Origin of the sequence: Halorubrum sp. Ea1 (genome assembly GCF_002252965.1) — an archaeon.
Lineage (GTDB): Archaea > Halobacteriota > Halobacteria > Halobacteriales > Haloferacaceae > Halorubrum.
On the sequence record NZ_NHPG01000130.1, the window covers coordinates 19,427 to 37,733 of the forward strand.

The 18,307-nt window shown below is 69.2% G+C and carries 18 protein-coding genes; 12 read left to right on the plus strand and 6 right to left on the minus strand.

The window, feature by feature from the left end:
• Nucleotides 1-480: 480 nt before the first annotated feature.
• The 6 genes from DJ73_RS16125 (at nucleotide 481) to DJ73_RS16150 (ending at nucleotide 6,593) form a co-directional block, all read left to right on the plus strand.
• Nucleotides 481-2,049: a D-aminoacyl-tRNA deacylase gene (locus DJ73_RS16125; protein WP_094558475.1), complete on the plus strand. Its 1,569-nt coding sequence runs from the start codon at nucleotides 481-483 to the stop codon at nucleotides 2,047-2,049.
• A gap of 101 nt (nucleotides 2,050-2,150) precedes the next feature.
• Entirely contained in the window at nucleotides 2,151-3,305 is a 1,155-nt protein-coding gene (gene ftsZ, locus DJ73_RS16130) for a cell division protein FtsZ (protein WP_094524554.1), read from the plus strand.
• A gap of 112 nt (nucleotides 3,306-3,417) precedes the next feature.
• On the plus strand, nucleotides 3,418-3,594 hold the full coding sequence (locus DJ73_RS16135; protein ID WP_092566712.1) for a protein translocase SEC61 complex subunit gamma: 177 nt from the start codon (nucleotides 3,418-3,420) through the stop codon (nucleotides 3,592-3,594).
• The gene (locus tag DJ73_RS16140) at nucleotides 3,594-4,046 is read left to right on the plus strand and encodes a transcription elongation factor Spt5 (protein WP_094558476.1); all 453 of its coding nucleotides are present in this window, start codon (nucleotides 3,594-3,596) and stop codon (nucleotides 4,044-4,046) included. The genes DJ73_RS16135 and DJ73_RS16140 overlap by 1 nt, the downstream gene beginning before the upstream one ends.
• Nucleotides 4,047-4,182: 136 nt before the next feature.
• Nucleotides 4,183-5,145: an archaeosortase A gene (gene artA / locus DJ73_RS16145; protein WP_094558477.1), complete on the plus strand. Its 963-nt coding sequence runs from the start codon at nucleotides 4,183-4,185 to the stop codon at nucleotides 5,143-5,145.
• A 200-nt stretch (nucleotides 5,146-5,345) separates the two neighbouring features.
• Nucleotides 5,346-6,593, plus strand: coding sequence for an MgtC/SapB family protein (locus DJ73_RS16150; RefSeq protein WP_094524551.1), 1,248 nt, complete (start codon nucleotides 5,346-5,348; stop codon nucleotides 6,591-6,593).
• Between the two features lie 34 nt (nucleotides 6,594-6,627).
• Here the strand turns inward: DJ73_RS16150 and DJ73_RS16155 are convergent, their stop codons facing one another.
• Nucleotides 6,628-7,002 carry a CBS domain-containing protein gene (locus DJ73_RS16155; protein ID WP_094524550.1) on the minus strand — a complete coding sequence of 125 codons (375 nt, stop codon included), beginning with the start codon at nucleotides 7,000-7,002 and terminating at the stop codon, nucleotides 6,628-6,630.
• A 149-nt stretch (nucleotides 7,003-7,151) separates the two neighbouring features.
• Between DJ73_RS16155 and DJ73_RS16160 the strand changes: the two genes are divergently transcribed.
• Nucleotides 7,152-7,409 (plus strand): hypothetical protein, encoded by a 258-nt coding sequence (locus tag DJ73_RS16160; RefSeq protein WP_094524549.1) that lies wholly within the window; start codon nucleotides 7,152-7,154, stop codon nucleotides 7,407-7,409.
• Complete coding sequence (locus DJ73_RS16165; RefSeq protein ID WP_094524548.1) at nucleotides 7,399-7,626, plus strand: hypothetical protein; 228 nt, start codon at nucleotides 7,399-7,401, stop codon at nucleotides 7,624-7,626. Before DJ73_RS16160 ends, DJ73_RS16165 begins: the two co-directional genes overlap by 11 nt.
• An 80-nt stretch (nucleotides 7,627-7,706) precedes the next feature.
• On the opposite strand, the gene DJ73_RS16170 is transcribed toward DJ73_RS16165, so the two are convergent.
• Nucleotides 7,707-8,090 carry a CBS domain-containing protein gene (locus tag DJ73_RS16170; RefSeq protein ID WP_094526604.1) on the minus strand — a complete coding sequence of 128 codons (384 nt, stop codon included), beginning with the start codon at nucleotides 8,088-8,090 and terminating at the stop codon, nucleotides 7,707-7,709.
• Nucleotides 8,091-8,149: 59 nt separating this feature from the next.
• Nucleotides 8,150-8,947, minus strand: coding sequence for a diphthine synthase (gene dph5 / locus DJ73_RS16175; protein ID WP_094558478.1), 798 nt, complete (start codon nucleotides 8,945-8,947; stop codon nucleotides 8,150-8,152).
• 172 nt (nucleotides 8,948-9,119) lie between these two features.
• On the opposite strand from dph5, the gene DJ73_RS16180 reads away from it, so the two are divergent.
• From DJ73_RS16180 to lrpA1, 3 genes are all read left to right on the plus strand, one after another.
• Nucleotides 9,120-11,015: a 2-oxoacid:acceptor oxidoreductase subunit alpha gene (locus DJ73_RS16180; RefSeq protein ID WP_094526602.1), complete on the plus strand. Its 1,896-nt coding sequence runs from the start codon at nucleotides 9,120-9,122 to the stop codon at nucleotides 11,013-11,015.
• 3 nt (nucleotides 11,016-11,018) lie between these two features.
• Entirely contained in the window at nucleotides 11,019-11,957 is a 939-nt protein-coding gene (locus tag DJ73_RS16185) for a thiamine pyrophosphate-dependent enzyme (RefSeq protein ID WP_094558479.1), read from the plus strand.
• A 107-nt stretch (nucleotides 11,958-12,064) separates the two neighbouring features.
• Complete coding sequence (gene lrpA1 / locus DJ73_RS16190; RefSeq protein WP_094524543.1) at nucleotides 12,065-12,493, plus strand: HTH-type transcriptional regulator LrpA1; 429 nt, start codon at nucleotides 12,065-12,067, stop codon at nucleotides 12,491-12,493.
• A 38-nt stretch (nucleotides 12,494-12,531) separates the two neighbouring features.
• Here the strand turns inward: lrpA1 and DJ73_RS16195 are convergent, their stop codons facing one another.
• From DJ73_RS16195 to ileS, 3 genes are all read right to left on the minus strand, one after another.
• Entirely contained in the window at nucleotides 12,532-13,026 is a 495-nt protein-coding gene (locus tag DJ73_RS16195) for a hypothetical protein (protein WP_094526600.1), read from the minus strand.
• Nucleotides 13,027-13,079: 53 nt separating this feature from the next.
• Nucleotides 13,080-13,550: a GNAT family N-acetyltransferase gene (locus DJ73_RS16200; RefSeq protein ID WP_094524541.1), complete on the minus strand. Its 471-nt coding sequence runs from the start codon at nucleotides 13,548-13,550 to the stop codon at nucleotides 13,080-13,082.
• Between the two features lie 144 nt (nucleotides 13,551-13,694).
• Nucleotides 13,695-16,844 carry an isoleucine--tRNA ligase gene (gene ileS, locus DJ73_RS16205; protein ID WP_094558480.1) on the minus strand — a complete coding sequence of 1,050 codons (3,150 nt, stop codon included), beginning with the start codon at nucleotides 16,842-16,844 and terminating at the stop codon, nucleotides 13,695-13,697.
• A 216-nt stretch (nucleotides 16,845-17,060) separates the two neighbouring features.
• Here ileS and DJ73_RS16210 point away from each other — a divergent pair, with 216 nt between their 5' ends.
• Complete coding sequence (locus DJ73_RS16210) at nucleotides 17,061-18,302, plus strand: carboxypeptidase-like regulatory domain-containing protein (RefSeq protein WP_094526598.1); 1,242 nt, start codon at nucleotides 17,061-17,063, stop codon at nucleotides 18,300-18,302.
• The last annotated feature ends 5 nt before the right edge of the window (nucleotides 18,303-18,307 follow it).

Here is an 18,307-nt window from a genome sequence, read left to right on the forward strand (position 1 = left end):
GGCGCGCGCCTCCGAGCGCCCGGAGGGCGCGAAGGAGCGCGTGCGAGGGAGTCGCTGGCGCCGACGGCGCCAGCGACGAGGCTGGGGAGGCGTGAGGCTGCGGTGCTGTGCGGGGCGGGACTCAAAGGGGCAGTCGCGAGGACGGCGCAGGCGACCTAAGCACCGCAGGGAGCGAGCAACGCGAGCGACCGAGGAGCGTAACGAGCGTGCGCCGTCCTCGCGACTGGGGCTTTGGAGGTGTTTTCGGATCTATCGACCGCGATGATGTATGACCGAGCGGCTGGGGCTTTGAGAGTGTCCACCGCCGATTCGCTGTCAGTCGTTTATAAATAACTAGTCCGACATTCGGAAGAATTGGCCGCTAATCCGATCGCGTATGAACAATCGGCCGTGACCGCAGACGCGCCCGACACAGATCACACAACGTCCTATCGCGTTCGAACCGACGCCTATTCGGCGGCCCGGTCCCGACCGACGCCCGTGATAGCGATCGTCGTCAGCCGGGCCGACAGCGCGTCCGAACACATCGGCGAGCGCCTGCTCGCGGTCGGCGACTGGGAGGAGCGCGAGGACGAGACTCGCCCCGACGCCGCGGGCGGCGGGACCTACTACCGGACCGACGGGTTCGAGCTCCGGGAGTTCGACGACCTCCACATCGAGCTGGACGACCCGGCCGCCGCGTTCGGGAGCGACGCCGACGACGCCGATGACACAGGCGATGTCGATGATGCCGATGACAAAGGCGAGGCGGGCGACACAGGCGACGCCAATCCCGACTTCCTCGTCTTCGTCTCTAGGCACTCCGGGGAGACGGGGGAGCTGCTGACCGCCCACGTCACCGGCAACTTCGGGCCGGCGCCGTGCGGCGGCGAGCCGGAGACGCTCGCGAACGCCGCCCCCGGTGCGGAGAAGCGCGTCGTCGAGGCGCTGGCGGCGCACGCCCCCGAGGGGTATGACGTCGGCATCGAGTGCACCCACCACGGGCCGACGAGCGCCTCCGTCCCCTCGCTGTTCGTCGAACTCGGCTCCGACGAGCCCCAGTGGGAGGACCGGGAGGCGGCAGAGGCGGTCGCACGGGCGGTGCTCGACCTCCGCGGGACCGGGCCGGACCTCACGGGCGACGATGACGCCCGCGCGAGCGACGGTGCGGCTGACGTGATCGACGGTACGGCTGATGCGACCGACGGTGCGACCGACGCGGCCGACCCGGCCGACGCTCCGCCCCGCCACGTCGTCGGCTTCGGCGGCGGCCACTATGCGCCCCGGTTCACCCGGATCGTCCGCGAGACCGAGTGGGCCGTGGGCCACGTCGGCGCCGACTGGGCGCTCGGCGAGATGGGCGCGCCCGAGGCGAACCGCGAGACGATCGAGCAGGCGTTCGAGCGCAGCCGCGCGGACCGCGCCGTGATCGAGGGCGACAGGCCCGAGGTCGCGGCCGTCGTGGAGGGGCTCGGACACCGCGTCGTGAGCGAGACGTGGGTCCGGGAGGTGGGGGACCGCCCGCTCCCGCTGGTCGAGCGGTTGGAGACCGACCTCGCGACCGTCGACGAGGGACTCCGGTTCGGGGACGTCTCCCCCGCGGCGTCGGACGCCGACGCGGTCTCGGTCCGCGAGCTCCCCGCGGAACTCCTGTCGCGGGCGCAGGGGATCGACCCGGAGGCGACCCGAGAGGCCGTGGCGGCGAACGCCGTCGCCTTCGACACGGAGCAGGCCGGCACTCGCGCGGCGGGGGCGGCCGCCTTCGCCGACCGCGCGGACACCCCCGCCTACGCCGACCTCGTCGCCGACCTCGCGGCGGTGCTCGGGGAGGGGTACGACGCCGTCGAGGTGGCGGACGACGCGGTCGTCGCCCGCGAGACCGCCTTCGACCCCGAACTGGCGCGGGACCGCGGCGTCCCGGAGGGACCGGCGTTCGGTCGGCTCGCCGACGGCGAGTCGGTCGCGGTCGACGGCGAGACGGTGACCCCGGACGAGGTGTCGCGGTCGCGGACGGAGCGGTTCCCGATCGACGTCGCGGACGTAGCAGAGTTCGCGGACGCAGAGGAGTGAAGCCGACGGCTCCCGCGCGCTCGCGCCGGTCTCTCGCCGTCTGACTCGCGTCAGACGATCGGGCAAAAATAAATACGTCCGGGTCGCAACCACACCACATAATGGATTCTATCGTGGAGGACGCCATCGACGAAGCCGAGGAATCTCCGGCGGACGACGCCGGAGAGACCGGCGCCGGCGCGAACGATGCCACCGCCGGTGCTCCGCCGCAGTCCGGAACGATGACCGACGACGAGCTGCAGGACGTCTTACAGGACCTCCAGACGAACATCACGGTCGTCGGCTGCGGCGGGGCCGGGGGCAACACGGTCAACCGAATGACCGAGGAGGGGATCCACGGGGCGAAGCTGGTCGCGGCCAACACCGACGTCCAACACCTCGTCAACATCGAGGCGGACACGAAGATCCTGATGGGCCAGCAGAAGACCCAGGGGCGCGGCGCCGGCTCCCTTCCGCAGGTCGGCGAGGAGGCCGCTATCGAGTCGCAAGAGGAGATCCAGGACGCGATCGACGGCTCCGACATGGTGTTCGTCACCGCCGGGCTCGGCGGGGGCACCGGCACGGGCTCCGCCCCCGTCGTCGCGAAGGCCGCCCGCGAGTCGGGCGCGCTCACCATCGCCATCGTCACGACCCCGTTCACCGCCGAGGGCGAAGTCCGCCGGACGAACGCCGAGGCGGGCCTCGAACGCCTCCGCGACGTGAGTGACACGGTCATCGTCGTCCCCAACGACCGCCTGCTCGACGCGGTCGGGAAGCTCCCGGTCCGACAGGCGTTCAAGGTGTCCGACGAGGTCCTCATGCGCTCGGTGAAGGGGATCACGGAGCTCATCACGATGCCCGGCCTGGTCAACCTCGACTTCGCCGACGTCCGCACGGTCATGGAGAAGGGCGGCGTCGCGATGATCGGCCTCGGCGAGTCCGACTCCGACTCGAAGGCGCAGGACTCCGTGAAGTCCGCGCTCCGGTCGCCGCTGCTCGACGTCGACATCTCCGGCGCGAACTCCGCGCTGGTCAACGTCACGGGCGGCACCGACATGTCCATCGAGGAGGCCGAGGGCGTCGTCGAGGAGATCTACGACCGGATCGACCCCGACGCGCGGATCATCTGGGGTACCTCCGTCGACGACGAGCTGGAGGGCGAGATGCGCACCATGATCGTCGTGACCGGCGTCGAGTCGCCGCAGATCTACGGTCGGAACGGCGAGCCGCCGGAGGGAGCGGCGGCGGAGATGGAAGACATCGACTACGTGGAGTGACGCGTCGCCGCGTCCAGTCCCGATAGCGTTCCTTCTCGCGGTTTCCCGCGATCCCGGCGGATCGCCCCGCATCAAAAGGTAAAAACCGTCTCGACTCAAACCCCGTCGTAACATGGACGTTCCGTACGACCTCAACAGCTACGTTCGCGTGCTGAAACTCGCGAGCACGCCGAGCACCGACGAGTTCCTCCAGGTGTCGAAGATCGCCGGCGCCGGCATCCTCCTCGTCGGCTTCATCGGCTTCCTGATGTTCGCGATCATGAGCCTTCTGCCGGGGGTCGGCGTCTGATGCCGATCTTCTCGGTCAAGACCACAGCGAGTCAGGAGCGCACCGTCGCGGACATGCTCGCGGAGAAGGAGATGCCGGAGATCCAGGCGGTCATCGCTCCCGACCAGCTCACGAGCTACGTGATGGTCGAGGCGACGGACGGCAGCGTGTTCGCCCGGATCCTCGACGAGATCCCCCACGCCCGCGGCGTCATCCAGGGCGGCGACGGACCGGCAAAGAGCCCCTTCTCCGAGGTGGAGCACTTCCTCTCGCCGACCCCCGACGTCGAGGGGATCGCCGAGGGCGACATCGTCGAGCTGATCGCCGGGCCGTTTAAAGGCGAGAAGGCCCGCGTCCAGCGCATCGACGAGGGGAAAGACCAGGTGACCGTCGAGCTGTACGAGGCGACGGTCCCGATCCCGGTCACCGTCCGCGGCGACCAGATCCGGGTGCTCGACTCCGACGAGCGCTGACCGGCCGGGTCGCGCTCGCTTTACCCAGCTCTCCTCTCACTCTTCGCCGCTCTCCTCCCCCTTTTCGGTCCCCGACTTCCCGACGGTCCGTCGGCAACGACAAGGGCTTTATTCGACGACGACCGACCGTTCGGTCATGTTCGGTCCCGGCGTGCCGGCGATCCTGAGCCTGGTCCCCGACACGTTCGCGTTCGCGTGGCTCGTCGCGATCCTCTTCGCCGCGTCGTGGCTGCTCGACAGCCGCGGGCTGGCCGCCGGTCGGTCGCTCGCGGCGGGCACCTGGGCGCTGTTCGGGCTCTTCTGGCTGACGACGGTGCCGTACTTCGCGTTCGAGCACCAGAGCTACGTCGAGTCGATCCTGGCGCTCGTCGGCGTCCCGGCGTGCATCTACGCCGGCTACCTGCTGTACAACGGCCGCGCCTCGCTGTTCACGCTCACGCGGGCCATCTCGCTCATGCTGTTCATCTACCTCCCGTTCGAGACCATCCCGGCGTTCTCGCTCGCCGGCGTCGCGTTCCCCGAGCCGCGTCGGGTCCTCATCGAGGCCGTCGCCACCCAGACCGGGTTCCTCATCGACCTCCTCGGCTACGCGCCGGAGCGCGTGACGAGCTACGAGGGGTACGACGCGGCGTACGCGTGGACGCTCCCCGACGGTCACACGGTCACTATCCACGTCGTCCTGGCGTGTACGGGGCTCGGCAGCATGGCCATCTTCGGCGGTCTCGTCGCCGCCGTGCGGGCGCCGCTCTCGCGCAAGCTCCGGGCGCTCGCGGTGTCGATCCCGCTCATCTACGTGCTCAACATCTTCCGGACGACGTTCATCTCCGTCGTCGCGGGCAACCAGTACATGCAGTGGCAGACCGACCTCGTGCTCGCGATGTTCGGCGCGACCGACCCGTACCGGGTCTCCTTCCTCATCTCCGACCGGATCATGAGCCAGCTCCTCGCTGTCGTCGCGCTGATCGGGATCACGTTCCTCGCGGTGCGGGAGCTCCCGGAGCTGGCCGTCATCCTCGAGGACGTGCTCTACCTCCTCACGGGGGAGGAACACGACCTGACGGAGTCGCTGGACCTGCCGCGGGAGCCGACGAACCGCTGAGCCGACGACCCGCCGACGCCGACGCTCTCCCGCCGTCGACGTCGGGATCGGCACTGCGGCGCCGGCCGGACCGGCGGCGCGTCCCGCCGACATATATACTAATATATAGCAAACTATAGCCGTACTCACGATATATCCCGCCGTATGAAACGACGGGACCGGCGGGTGCGGCGGCGACCTGATCGGCGAGGTGGTCGGTCGTGATCGACCCGGTCGATCCGTCGCCCTACCTCCAGAGCAACGTCGCGAAGCTCGTCTTGGCGACCCTCCTCGGGATGTTCCTCGGGCTGGAGCGCGAGTGGTCGCAGAAGTCGGCGGGCATCCGGACGTTCTCACTGATCAGCCTCGCGGCGGCGGTGTTCTCGGTGCTGGGCGAGCCGGGGCTACTCGTCGTCGGTGGGGCGCTGATCGTCGCCAGCGCGGTTCTCCTGGCGGTTCGGAGCTTCGTCGAGGAGAAGGTCGACAGCCTCTCGCTCACCACGTCAGTGTCGATGCTCGTCACGTACGGGGTGGGCGTCCTCGTCGCTCAAGCGCTCTTCATCGAGGCGGTGACGGTGGCGGTGCTCTCCTCGCTGCTCCTCGTGTTGAAGCGGGAGCTCCACCAGTTCGCGTGGGGGCTCTCCCGCGAGGAGGTCCGCAGCGCGGTGGAGTTCACCATCCTCGCGTTCGTCGTCTTCCCCCTGCTCCCGGCCGAGACGATCGACCCGTGGGGGGCGGTTCAGCCGCGACTCATCTGGTCGCTCGTCGTCGCGGTCAGCGCCATCGGCTTCGTCAACTACGTGCTCGTGAAGCGGTACCAGGGGCGCGGCTACGCGGTGACCGGCTTCTTCGGCGGGCTCGTGAACTCGACGGCGGTGGTCGCGGAGATGGCGAAGCGCGCGAAGGGGCGGGCGGACCTGCTCGACCTCGCGGTCGGGTCGATCCTGCTGGCGAACGCCGCGATGGCGCTCCGGAACGCCGCGGTCGTCGCCGCCTTCGTCCCGGAGGCCGCTTTGGTGGTCGGTGCGCCGCTCGGCGCGGTCACCGTCGCCGGCGTCCTGATCGCCGTGTGGCGCAGCGACTGGCGGACGACGATGGAGGCGGAGCTCACCTCCCCCTTCAGCCTGCGGAACGCCCTGACGTTCGGCGCGCTGTTCCTCGCGGTGCTGCTCGCCTCCGCCGGCGCGGAACGGGCCTTCGGCGCGGCCGGATTCGTCGCCACCTCGTTCCTCGCCGGGCTCGTCTCCTCCGGGACCGCGACGACGACCGCCGTCTCGCTGCTCGGGACCGGACAGATAACGGTCGACACCGCGGTCACGGGGGTCGTCGCCGGCACGGCCGCGAGCATCTTCGTCAAGACCGCGTTCGCGGCGAGCATCGCCCGGGATCTGGTCCGCCCGGTGCTGATCTGGAACCTCGTGCTGATCGCGGTCGGCGTCGCGGTCGGTGTTCCCCTGCTCCTGTTTTAAATCGGCGCGCGGCGGTTTCCGAGCGTCCCTCGACTCACGAGAGCTGCGCCGCCACGTCGGTCGACGAGACCATGCCGACGTAGTCATCGTCGACGACGGGGAGGTGTTTGACCCCGTACATCGTCATCATCGCCGCGACCTCCTCCATCATGAGGTCCGGCGTCACCGTTTCCACGTTCTCGGTCATCACGTCGCGAACGACGGATTCGTCTAGGTCGCGGCCGGCCGCGACGGCGCCGACGATGTCGCTCTGCGTGATGATACAGCCGCCCCCCGTCGTCACGACGAGCGCGCTGATGTCGTCGTCCGCCATCCGGCGCGCGGCCTCACGGAGCGGCTCGGTCCCCCCGATCGTCTCTAGCGGCGTCGACATGACCTCACTGACGCGGGTCCGGTCGTTCAGATCCATACCGTGTCGTGTGCTACCAGATCTGATTACTCTTCCGGTGCGATCTCCGCTCCCCCGTTCGACGGTCTCCGGGACGGGCGTCGGCGCGTCCGGGAAACGCGAGCGCGTTCGAACGAGCATATATACGCGTTCGCGCCCACATTGATCATATGTCGGGTATTCTCAGTTCGTTGAGGGACTTCGGGACGCGGTCGCTGCTTATCCACGCCATCATGTCGGTGACGCTCCCGGTGGGGTTCCTGATCGGTCTCACCGTGGACTCGCAGCTCGGGCTGGTGTCGTTCGTCGCGCTGTTGAACTTCACCGCGGGAATGTGGATCTGCCAGTCGATCCACTCGCTCGGCTCGGAGGCGAACGAGGACGGATACGACGGCGTCATCAACGAGATCAGAGCTTATGTCAAGTGACGACGGGATCGACGCCGCGCGGTTCGGGCGTCTCCTGTTGCTCATCGGGTTCGTCACGGCGGTCTCGCTGCTGACGTCCGCACAGGTCCTCCCGGGCGATCTGTTCTCCGTCGCCGTCGTCGCCATCGGGAGCGTCGCGCTCGTCACCGCGATAATCGGCTTCCTGATCGCGGCGGGGGCGACGTACGACGACCAGGTGAAGGCGTCGGGTCGCTAGCCGGCCGGCCGAGCGGCCGAGCCGCTCACTGACCGAGCCACCGAGTCGCTCACTGACCGAGCGACGCCTCGCCTCGGGGCTCACCGTCGTTCCGAAAGGTACGCCGTGAGGTCGGTCGTCGAGAGCATCCCGACCAACCGGTCGTCCCCGTCGACCACCGGTAAGTGCGTGTACCCCCGGCTCGTCGGGTCGGCGAGCTCCTCGACGGAGTCGTCGGGCGAGACGGTGACGACGTCCGTCGTCATGAACGTCTCAACGGAGGTCTCGTCCTCCGGGTCGTTCCGACGGACGAGCGAGACGAAGTCAGTCGCGGTGATCAGCCCCGCGAGGCGCCCGTCGTCGACGACGAGCACGGAGCTCACTCCCGTCTCCAACATGCGCTTCGCCGCGTCCGCGGCGGCCGCTCCTCGGGGGATCGTGACGAGTTCGGTCGACATGAGCCGCTCGGCGGGCACGTCTGTCATGATCTTTGATAACGCGGGACAGGAATATCAAACGACCGGTCGGCGGACGGCGACCCCGCTCACTCCTCGACGAGCTCCGGCGAGGCGCCGGCGAGCCCGGCCAGCGCGTCGGCCTCGACGTGGTGGAGGTCGCCGGGGATCACGAGGAGGTGGAGCGGGTCGCCGAACTCCCGCTCGGAAAGCGCGCTCAGCCGGTCGGCGGCGACCACCGGTTCGGGCGAGCCCGCGCGAGCGACGACGACGGCCAGTTCGTCGCGCCAGCCGTCTGCGAGCAGCCCGGCGGCGACGTCGGCGGTCATGTACTCCTCGTGGTCCGGGTCGGGGCCGGTCGGCCCGGTGCCCACCTTGATGTCGAGGTAGACGACGGTGTGGAGGCCGCTCTCGCGGTTCGCCTCGATCGTCTCGACCACGCTCCCGGGGACGTCGTCGCCGCCGTGAGCGTACGGGAACGGGAGCGTCGTCGCCTTCCCGAACCGGTAGTTCTGGAGCCCGGTGAGACTCGACGCGGCCGACTGAGCGGTCACCCCGTGGATCACGCGCGTCTCGATCCCCCGCTCCTCGGCTCGCAGCCGGAGGTCCGTGTGCGTCGTCGAGATCATCGTGTCGCCGGCGGTACAGAAGGCGACGTCGCCCTCGGCGGCGGCCGAGAGGATCGCCTCCGGGTCGCGCTCGACCCCCTCCCGCGGCCGGACCTCGATCTCGACGTCGTGGTACGCCTCCAACTCACCGACGTCGGCGCCGACCAGCCGGCTGGTGTAGAACTCGGCGAAGACGCGGTCGGCGGCGCGCAGCGCCCCGCGCCCCTCGACGGTGACCGACCGTTCGTCGTAGAGTCCGAGCCCGATGAACGTGAGCATGTCCGCCGTCAGGCGGGCGGCGAGTAAAAGGGCGCGGAACCGAAGTCTCGCGAGTCCGCCTCCCCCCGACCTAAAGGTCTTTCATGATTGTTGCTTGTGATTCCATAGCAAGCCCTAAGAGGTAACCACCACAACCACAGAGCACGAGGCCCTCACGGGCTACCATACCACTATGACTGACGACGAACTCATCTGGCGGATATCGGGGGGATCCGGCGACGGGATCGCTTCGACGAGCCAGAACTTCGCAAAGGCCTTGATGCGATCGGGGCTCAACGTGTTCACGCATCGCCACTATCCGTCCCGTATCCGCGGCGGCCACACGTACACCGAGGTCCGCGCGTCGGCGGACCCGGTGCGGTCCCGCGGCGACGGCTATAACTTCCTGCTGGCGCTCGGCGACTCGTTCGCCCGGAACCCGCAGGAGGAGGCCGTCTACGGGAACGAAGAGATCAAACCGCTCTCGGAGAACCTGGACGAACTCCGCGAGGGCGGCGTCATCGTCTACGACGAGGGGCTGTTAGACGCCTCCGAGATCCCGAACTTCGACGAGCGGGCCGAGGAGAACGACTGGCACGTATACCCCCTCGACCTCCGCGGGCTCGCCCGCGACATGGGTCGCGAGGTCATGCGCAACACCGCCGGCGTCGGCGCCACCTGCGCGCTGACCGGCATGGACCTCGACCACGTCCAGGACCTCATGCGCGACGCGATGCCGGAGAAGATCCTCGACCCGAACCTGGAGATCCTCCAGACCGCCTACGACCAGGTGCGAGAGGAGTACGACGTCGACGCACCCGACGTCAGCGTCCCGACCGGCGAACACGACGAGACGCAGCTGCTCATGTCCGGGTCGGACGCCATCTCCTACGGCGCCATCGACGAGGGCTGTCGGTTCATCGCCGGCTACCCGATGACGCCGTGGACCGAGGTGTTCACCATCATGAGCAACAACCTGCCGAAGCTCGGCGGGATCTCCGAGCAGGTCGAAGACGAGATCGCGGCGGCCGCGCTCGCGGTCGGCGCCTCGCACGCCGGCGTGAAGGCCATGTCCGGCTCCTCCGGCGGCGGGTTCGCGCTGATGTCCGAGCCACTCGGGCTCGCTGAGATGACGGAGACGCCCGTCGTCCTCGTCGAGGCCATGCGCGCCGGGCCCTCGACCGGGATGCCGACGAAGCCCGAGCAGTCCGACCTCGAACACGTCCTGTACACCTCGCAGGGCGACTCCCAGCGCGTCGTCCTCGCGCCGGGGACGGTCGAGGAGGCGTACGAGCAGTCGCGGATCGCCTTCCGGCTGGCCTACGAGTACCAGATCCCGTCGATCCTGCTGTACGACCAGAAGCTCGGCGGCGAGATGACGAACGTCCCCAAGAGCCACTTCGACCGCGAGCCGAACCCGACGCTCGGGAAGACCCTGAGCGAGGACGCGCTGGCGGAGGAGCCGCACTCGGCCGACGGGAAGTTCCACCGGTTCCAGCACGACGTCGAGGACGGCGTCTCCCCGCGGTCGATCCCCGGCCAGAAGGGCGGTCGCTTCCTCGCGACCGGCAACGAACACGACCCGACCGGGCACATCGCCGAGTCGCCGGACAACCGCGTCGCGCAGATCGACCGCCGGACCCAGAAGCTGGAGGCGATCCGCGCCGACCTCGACACGGTCGACACGGGCTCGTACGCCGGCCCCGACGACGCCCAGTACGGCATCCTCACCTTCGGGAGCCAGCAGGGCACCGTCGAGGAGGCCGTCGGTCGCCTCAACGACGCCGGTATATCGGTGAAATCGTACGGCGTCTCCGACATGCTTCCGTTCCCGACCGACCAGGTCGAGGAGTTCGTCCAGAGCGTCGACGAGGTGCTCGTCGTCGAGATGACCGCCTCGGGACAGTTCCGCGGGCTCATCCAGAAGCACCTCGGCCGCTACGGCGAGCGGCTGTCGAGTCTGCTGAAGTACAACGGGAACCCGTTCGAGCCGGCGGAGATCGTCGACGGGTTCGAGGCAGCGATCGTCGAGGGCGACGGCGACGCGTCCAGCCATCAGACCACCTTCGTCCCAGCCGCAGGTGACTAACCAATGAGCACGTTTTCAGCGATCGGAGAGGAGCGAGAGATCGACCGCGACGAGTACACCCCCGGCGTGGAGCCGCAGCCGACCTGGTGTCCGGGCTGCGGTGACTTCAGCGTCCTGAAGGCGCTCAAGCAGGCGCTTCCGGAGGTCGGGCGCACGCCCGAGGAGACCCTGCTGTGCACCGGGATCGGCTGTTCGGGCAAGCTGAACAGCTACCTCGACACGTACGGGTTCCACACGATCCACGGGCGTTCCCTGCCCGTGGCCCGCGCCGCGAAGCTCGCGAACCCCGACCTCGAAGTCATCGCCGCCGGCGGCGACGGCGACGGCTACGGGATCGGCGGGAACCACTTCATCCACACGGCCCGGGAGAACCACGACATGACGTACATCGTCTTCAACAACGAGATCTTCGGGCTCACGAAGGGCCAGACCTCGCCCACCAGCCCGAAGGGCCACAAGTCGAAGACGCAGCCGTCCGGCAGCGCCAAGGAGCCGCTCAAGCCGCTTTCGATGTCGCTGAACGCCGGCGCCTCCTACGTCGCCCGCACGGCCGCGGTCAACCCCAACCAGGCGAAGGAGATCATCATCGAGGCGATCGAGCACGACGGCTTCGCGCACGTCGACTTCCTCACCCAGTGTCCGACCTGGAACAAGGACGCGCGCCAGTACGTCCCGTACATCGACGTCAACGAGTCCGACGACTACGACTTCGACCGGACCGACCGCGTCGAGGCCGCGGAGATGATGCGCGAGACCGAGGAGTCGCTGCACGAGGGGAAGGTCCTCACCGGCCGGTACTACGTCGACGAGGACCGCCCGTCCTACGGCGCGGAGAAGCAGGCGATCGGCGAGATGCCCGAGGAGCCGCTGGCGGAGCGCTACTGGGACGACGAGTACGAGTGGGAGCGCTCGCACGACCAGTTCCTCGACAAGCACGCCTGAATCGGTCGTAGACAGGTTCCTACGGCCGATTTGGCCGTAGTTCGTCGTCCGTTCGTCTCGTTTTTCGGTTCGCAAGGTATTTTTTCCGTGGTGACAAAGAGTCGGGTATGAGTACGGTATCGACCGAAGAACGGATCCTGTCGGTGTTAGAGGAGGACGCACAGGCCTCCTGCGCGGAGATCGCCGACCGAGCCGACGTCTCGAAGCCGACGGTGCGGAAGTACATCGACCGCCTCGAAGAGAAAGGCGTGATCGTCGGCTACTCGGCGGAGATCGACCCGAAGAAGCTCTCGTCGCAGTCGATCGCCATGGTCGGGATGGACGTCGACTCCGGCAAGTACGTCGGCGCGACCCGCGAGCTGAAAGAGCTCGACGAGGTGCAGGCGCTGTACACCTCCTCCGGTGACCACATGCTGATGGCCGAGGTCCGCGCCCGCGACGGCGACGAGCTCGGCGACGTCATCTCCGAGAAGCTGTTGGCGATCGACGGCGTCACCGCCGCGCACCCCTCCTTCCTGCAGGAACGTCTGAAGTAGCTCCGGACCGGGCGGCCGTCGCGGCACCGCGGCCGACGCTACCGATACGCGAGCGCGACGAGGAGGAGCGTTACGACGCTCCCGCCCAGCGCCGCGACGACGATCGACGCCTCGCTGGCTCCGAGGAGTACCCCGACGAGCGGGAGACAGAGCAGGAGGCCGGCCCATATCGCCGCGCCGCCGAGCCGCCGGGCTCGCTCGCGGCTCACGTCCGGCGTCGTCAGGAGGTCGCGCCGGTCGCGGTAGCGGACGAGCCACCCGAGCGCGACCGTTCCGACGGCGGCGACGCCGAGCGCGCCGACCGCGACGGTCCGATCGGGAACGCCCAGCGCGATCGCCGCGGCGAGGGCGACGAGGAACGCCCCGGTGCCCCCGAGCACGGCGGCGTTGGCCCGCGCGCCCGCATTGTCGGCGTCGTCCACCCCGTACAGGCGACGGAACCGGCTCGCGGGCCGGAGGCTGGCGAGGGCGACGAGCGCGAACGCGACACCGAGCGCGGCGAGGGTAATCAGACCGGGGTCGACGGAGGGCATTCAGTGACGACTCGAAACGGGTGCGGAGACCACTTAGTTCCGCGCCGCCGGCGTCACGCCAGCTCGCCCGCGTCGGCGACGACGACCGACTCGTCGCCGGCGGGGCCGCGGCGAGTGCCTCGGGGACTGAACCCGTGGGCGGCGAAGAACTCCTGTGCGCCCGGGCTGTCGGCGGGGACGCTCGCCCGAAGCGTGTCGACGTCGTGGCGACCCAGCGAGGACGCGACCCGCGAAAGGAGCTCGGCGGCGACGCCCTCTCCGGCGTGGCTCGGGTGGACCCACAGCGCGAGCAGCTCGGCTTCGGGCCCCTGCGCGTCGGGGTGCGCGATGGCGACGCCGACGGGGCCGTCGTCGTTCTCCATCAGGAACGACCACTCCGCCTCGGCGGCGGCCTCGCGGACGCCGGCGGCGGACACGTCCAAGAGCGGGGATCCGATGTCGTCGAAGACGGTCGCCTCGCGCGCTCGCGAGACCGCCGTTCGCAGCGCCTCCGCGTCGTCGGGCCGGGCCGCCCGGACATGCATAGATAACCATAAGTAAAGAACTCACCTATAGGTTTCGGGATGTGAATTGATACCACGCCAACGGCGGGACGAACGAAAAGCGCGATCAGTTCCGCGGCCGGTCCGTCTGCCGCGCGACTGACGGGCTCGAAACCGGCAGTTCCCCTACGCGACCGGCTCTATTCCGATCGTCACGACGACGTCCTCGACGTCCCACTCCTCGACGAGCCCGTCGGTCTCGGCGGCGTCGCTCGGCTCGTCGAGCCACTCGTCGGCGCGCACCTCGCCGGCGATCAGGTCGGCGTGCTCGTCGACGAAGCCGGCGATCCGGTCGTCGTCGACGGCGACGCCGACCCGGATCCGGGCCTCGACGTCGAGGTCGAGCTCCTTGCGCATCTCCTGAATCCGACGGATCACGTCGCGGGCGTACCCCTCCGACTCGATCTCGGGGGTGAGCGAGGTGTCGACGTAGACGGTGCCGCCGTCGAAGTCGACGCCGGAGACGTTATCCGGGGGTTCGGCGACGTACTCGACCATCGCGTCGTCGAGGTCGACGGGCTCGCCGTCGACGGCCACCGCGCCGCCCTCGACCGCCGCGCGCGTCGCGCCCTGCACCGCGTCCATCACCTTCTGGGCGTCGGCGCCGAAGGCGGGACCGATCTCGGCCATCTGCGGCTCGGCGGTCTCGACGAGCTCGTCGAACGCGTCGGTGACGGTCACCTCGCGGGCGTTGACGCGCTCGCCGATCAGGTCGGACAGACGCTCGACGGCGGCGGTCACCTCGTCGTCGCCGCTCTCGACGACGACGCGCGGCACGGGCCACCGGAGCTTCCGGCCCGCCTGCTGGCGGGCGTTCGCGGCGGCCTCCTCGACGTCGCGGAGGACGGCCACGTCGCGCTCCAGCTCGGGGTCGCGGAGCCCGTCGTCGGGCTCGGGGTAGTCGAGCTGGTGGACCGTGGTCGCCGAGCCGTCGAGCGTCTGGTACATCCGCTCGGTCAGGTACGGCGCGATCGGCGCGAGCAGCCGGATCACCTCGTCGAGGACGGTCGCGAGCGTCGCGTAGGCGCCCCGCTTCGAGGCGGAGTCCGCCTCCTCCCACATCCGGTCGCGGACGGCCTTCACGTAGAAGCGCGAGACGTCTTGGGTGACGAACTCGATCACCGCGTTGACCGCGTCGCTGACGCGGTAGTCGGCCCACGCCTCGGTCACCTCGGTCTCGACCGACTGGAGCCGGGAGAGCACCCACTCGTCGACGAGCTCCAGCTCGCCGTCGGCGAGGTCGGCCTCGGCGGGGTCGTAGCCGTCGAGCTCCATGTACTCCAGCGGGAAGCGGAACACGTTCCAGAGGATGTTGAGCTTCCCCTGCAGCTCGCCGAGCCCGTCCCACTCGAACGCGAGGTCGACCCCCTGCTGGTCGTGGGAGAGCAGGTAGGTGCGGAGCGGGTCGCGACCGGCGCGCTCGATCGCCTCTTCCGGGGTGACGATGTTGCCGACCGACTTCGACATCTTGCGCCCGTCCTCGTCGTTTGCGAAGCCGTGCATCAGCACCTCCTCGTAGGGGATCTCGCCGACAGCGGCGGTGCCCATGCCGAGCTGCGACCAGAACCAGCCGCGGGTCTGGTCGTGCGCCTCGACGATGAGGTCGGCGGGCCACAGCTCGTCGTGGGCCTCCTCCTCGGACGGGTAGCCGAGCGTGCCCCAGCTGGCGACCGACGAGTCGAGCCACACGTCGAACACGTCCTCGACGCGGCGGTACGTGACGCCGTCCTCGACGATGGTCAGGTCGTCGACAGCGGGGCGGTGGAGGTCGATCGCCCCGGGGTCGACGTCCTCCTCGACGCGCTCGGCGAGCTCCTCGCGGGTGCCGACCACGATCATGTCCTCGTCGAGGTTCCCCGCCTCGGCGTCGTCGGGCACCCAGATGGGGATCGGGACCCCCCAGTAGCGCTGGCGGGAGACGTTCCAGTCGGGGGCGTCCTCGATGAAGTCGCGGAACCGGTTGTCCCGCGCCCACTGCGGGTGCCACTCGGACTCCTCCATGTTGTCGAGGAGGTCCTCTTTCACGTCCGTGATCGAGATGAACCACTGGTCGGTGACCAGCTGGATGATCCCGGTGTCACAGCGCCAGCAGTGGCCGTAGCTGTGGTCGACGGTGCCGTGCGCGAGCATGTGGCCGTCGGCGACGAGGTCCGCGACGATGTCGTCGTTGGCGTCGCGCACGAACTGGCCCGCGTACTCGCCGGCCGCCTCGGTGAACTCGCCGTTGGGGCCGACCGGACAGTAGATATCGAGTCCCAGCTCCGTGCCGCGGTGGAAGTCCTCCTCACCGTGGCCCGGCGCGGAGTGGACGAGCCCGGTGCGGTCGGCCTCCACGTAGTCGGCGGCGTACACCCGCCCGGCGCCCTCGGAGTCGGGGTACTCGGCGACGTGGTCGGCGAGCGGGTGATCGTACGCCCAGCCGACGAGATCCTCGCCCGTCAGCTCGGCCTCGACCTCGTACTCCTCGTAGCGCCCCTCTCCGAGCACGTCCTCGACGCACTCTTCGGCGACGTAGAGCAGCTCCTCCTCGCCGTCCTTCTCGGCGCGGACGGCGTTGTACGCGAGCTCCTCGTCGACGGCGACGAAGGTGTTCGCGGGGATCGTCCACGGCGTCGTCGTCCAGATGACGAGGCTCCCCTCGCGGTCGGCGAGCGGGAACTTCACGTAGATGGAGGGGTCCTCGACGTCCTCGTACTCGACCTCGTTGTTGGCGAGCCCGGTCTCGCACCGCGGGCACTGCGAGATGGAGCGTTTCCCCTGCTCGACGAGCCCGTTGTCGGCGACCTCGGAGAACGCCCACCACGCGGCCTCCATGTACTCCGGCGAGATGGTCTCGTACGGGTCCTCCCAGTCCATCCAGACGCCGATGGACTTGAAGTCCTCGTCCATCGCCGCGCGGTTCTCTAAGGCGAACTCCTTGCACTTCTCGATGAACGCCTCCATCCCGTACTCCTCGATGTCCCGCTTGTTCTCGAAGCCGAGCTCCTCCTCGACTTTCACCTCGATCGGGAGCCCGTGCATGTCGTAGCCCGGTCGGTCGGTGACGCGGTGGCCGGTCATCCGCTTGTGGCGGATGATCGCGTCCTTCAGCGTCTTGTTCCACGCCGTGCCGAGGTGCATCTGCCCGGAGGTGTACGGCGGCCCGTCCACGAAGAAGAAGGGCGGGTCGTCGGCGTGCGCCTCCTTCGCCGCCTCGTAGGCGTCCACGTCGTCCCAGTAGTCGTCGACCGCCGACTCGACGTCCGCGGGCGCGTACTGGTCGTCGATCTGCTCCATATCCGTTGGTCTTCGCGCGCGTATTTGAATACGGCGGAGTCGGGGTCGCGGGCGGTCCGTCCGCGACGTCACTCCCGGCTCGACCGGCGCGAGGCACCGCGACCTCGCTCGTCGGTCAGAAGCGGGGAGTCCCCTCGAAATCGGGCACACGTCCGCGGTCAGAAACCGGTAAGCGGCCCATACCAATATATGACGGCAATGTTTAGTATGTCGTACATGAACGTCGCACGCTTGGTCCTCGTCGGAGCCGCGGTACTGCTCGTCGCGGTCGTCGCCACCGGCGGCGCGGTCGGTCAGGATCAGGTGACGCTCACCGTCTCGGTCGCCGACCAGGACGGCGACGCAGTCGGCGGGGCGACCGTCGAGGCCGAGTGGGAGACCGACTCGGGAGAGACGGGGACCGCGACGGGCACGACGGCGAGCAACGGGAACGTGCTCCTCGACGTCCCCGAGGGATCGAGCGTGGAGCTGGACGTGGACGACGACACCTACGTCAGAAACAGGCCGCTCGAGGTCGAGAACGCGAGCGCGGCGGAGATCGACCTCGGCGTCACCCGGAGCGGGACCGCGACGGTGACGGTCCTCGACGACCAGAATCGATCGCAGGCCGACGCGAGGGTGACCGTCCGCGAGGACGGGCGGTCCGTCGACCGCGGCGAGACCGGATCGGACGGGACCTACGAGACGGCTCGCCTCGAGCGGGGCACGTACAACGTCACGGTCGTGAAGCCGGGGTACTACGAGACGGAGCGCGAGGTCACGGTGTCGCTGAACACGGAGACGACGATCGCGATCGAGCGGGGGACCGTGACGCTCGACGTCCGCGCCCTCGACGACCACTTCGACCCGCCCGAGCCGATCGAGAGCGGGTCGGTCCGGGTGACATCGTCGGTGTTCGAAGGGGAGGTGACCGTGACCGAGGGAACGGCCTCGCTCAACGTGCCCGTGAACGCGGCGTACACGGTCGAGGTCGTCACGGACGGGTACGACCCCTCGCCCGAGCGAGTCCGGGTGCGAGAGTCCCCGAGGAGCGTGAACGCCACGGCCCAGCGGACCCCCGCGCTGTCCGTCACCCCGGCGAACGACCGCGTGCTCGTCGGCGAGACGACGCGCGTGACCGTGCTGAACGCGTACGACGAGCCGGTGGCCGGCGCCACGGTCGAGGTCGACGGCGAGGACGTCGGCGAGACCGACGCCCGCGGGGAGATCGAGGTGCCGATCTCGTCCGCCGGAGACCGGACGATCGTCGCGAGCGACGGGGGCGTCGAGTCCGACCCGGCGACGGTCGAGGGCGTCGAGACCGCGGACGAGGCCGATCCGAGCGCGAACGGTTCGAACGATACCGGAGACGACGGCTCCGGCGACACCGACGACGGCGCTCCCGGCTTCGGCGTCGTCGCCGCGGTCCTCGCGCTCCTCGCCGCGGCCGTCGCCGCGGGTCGGTATCGCGGTCGCTGAGCGGG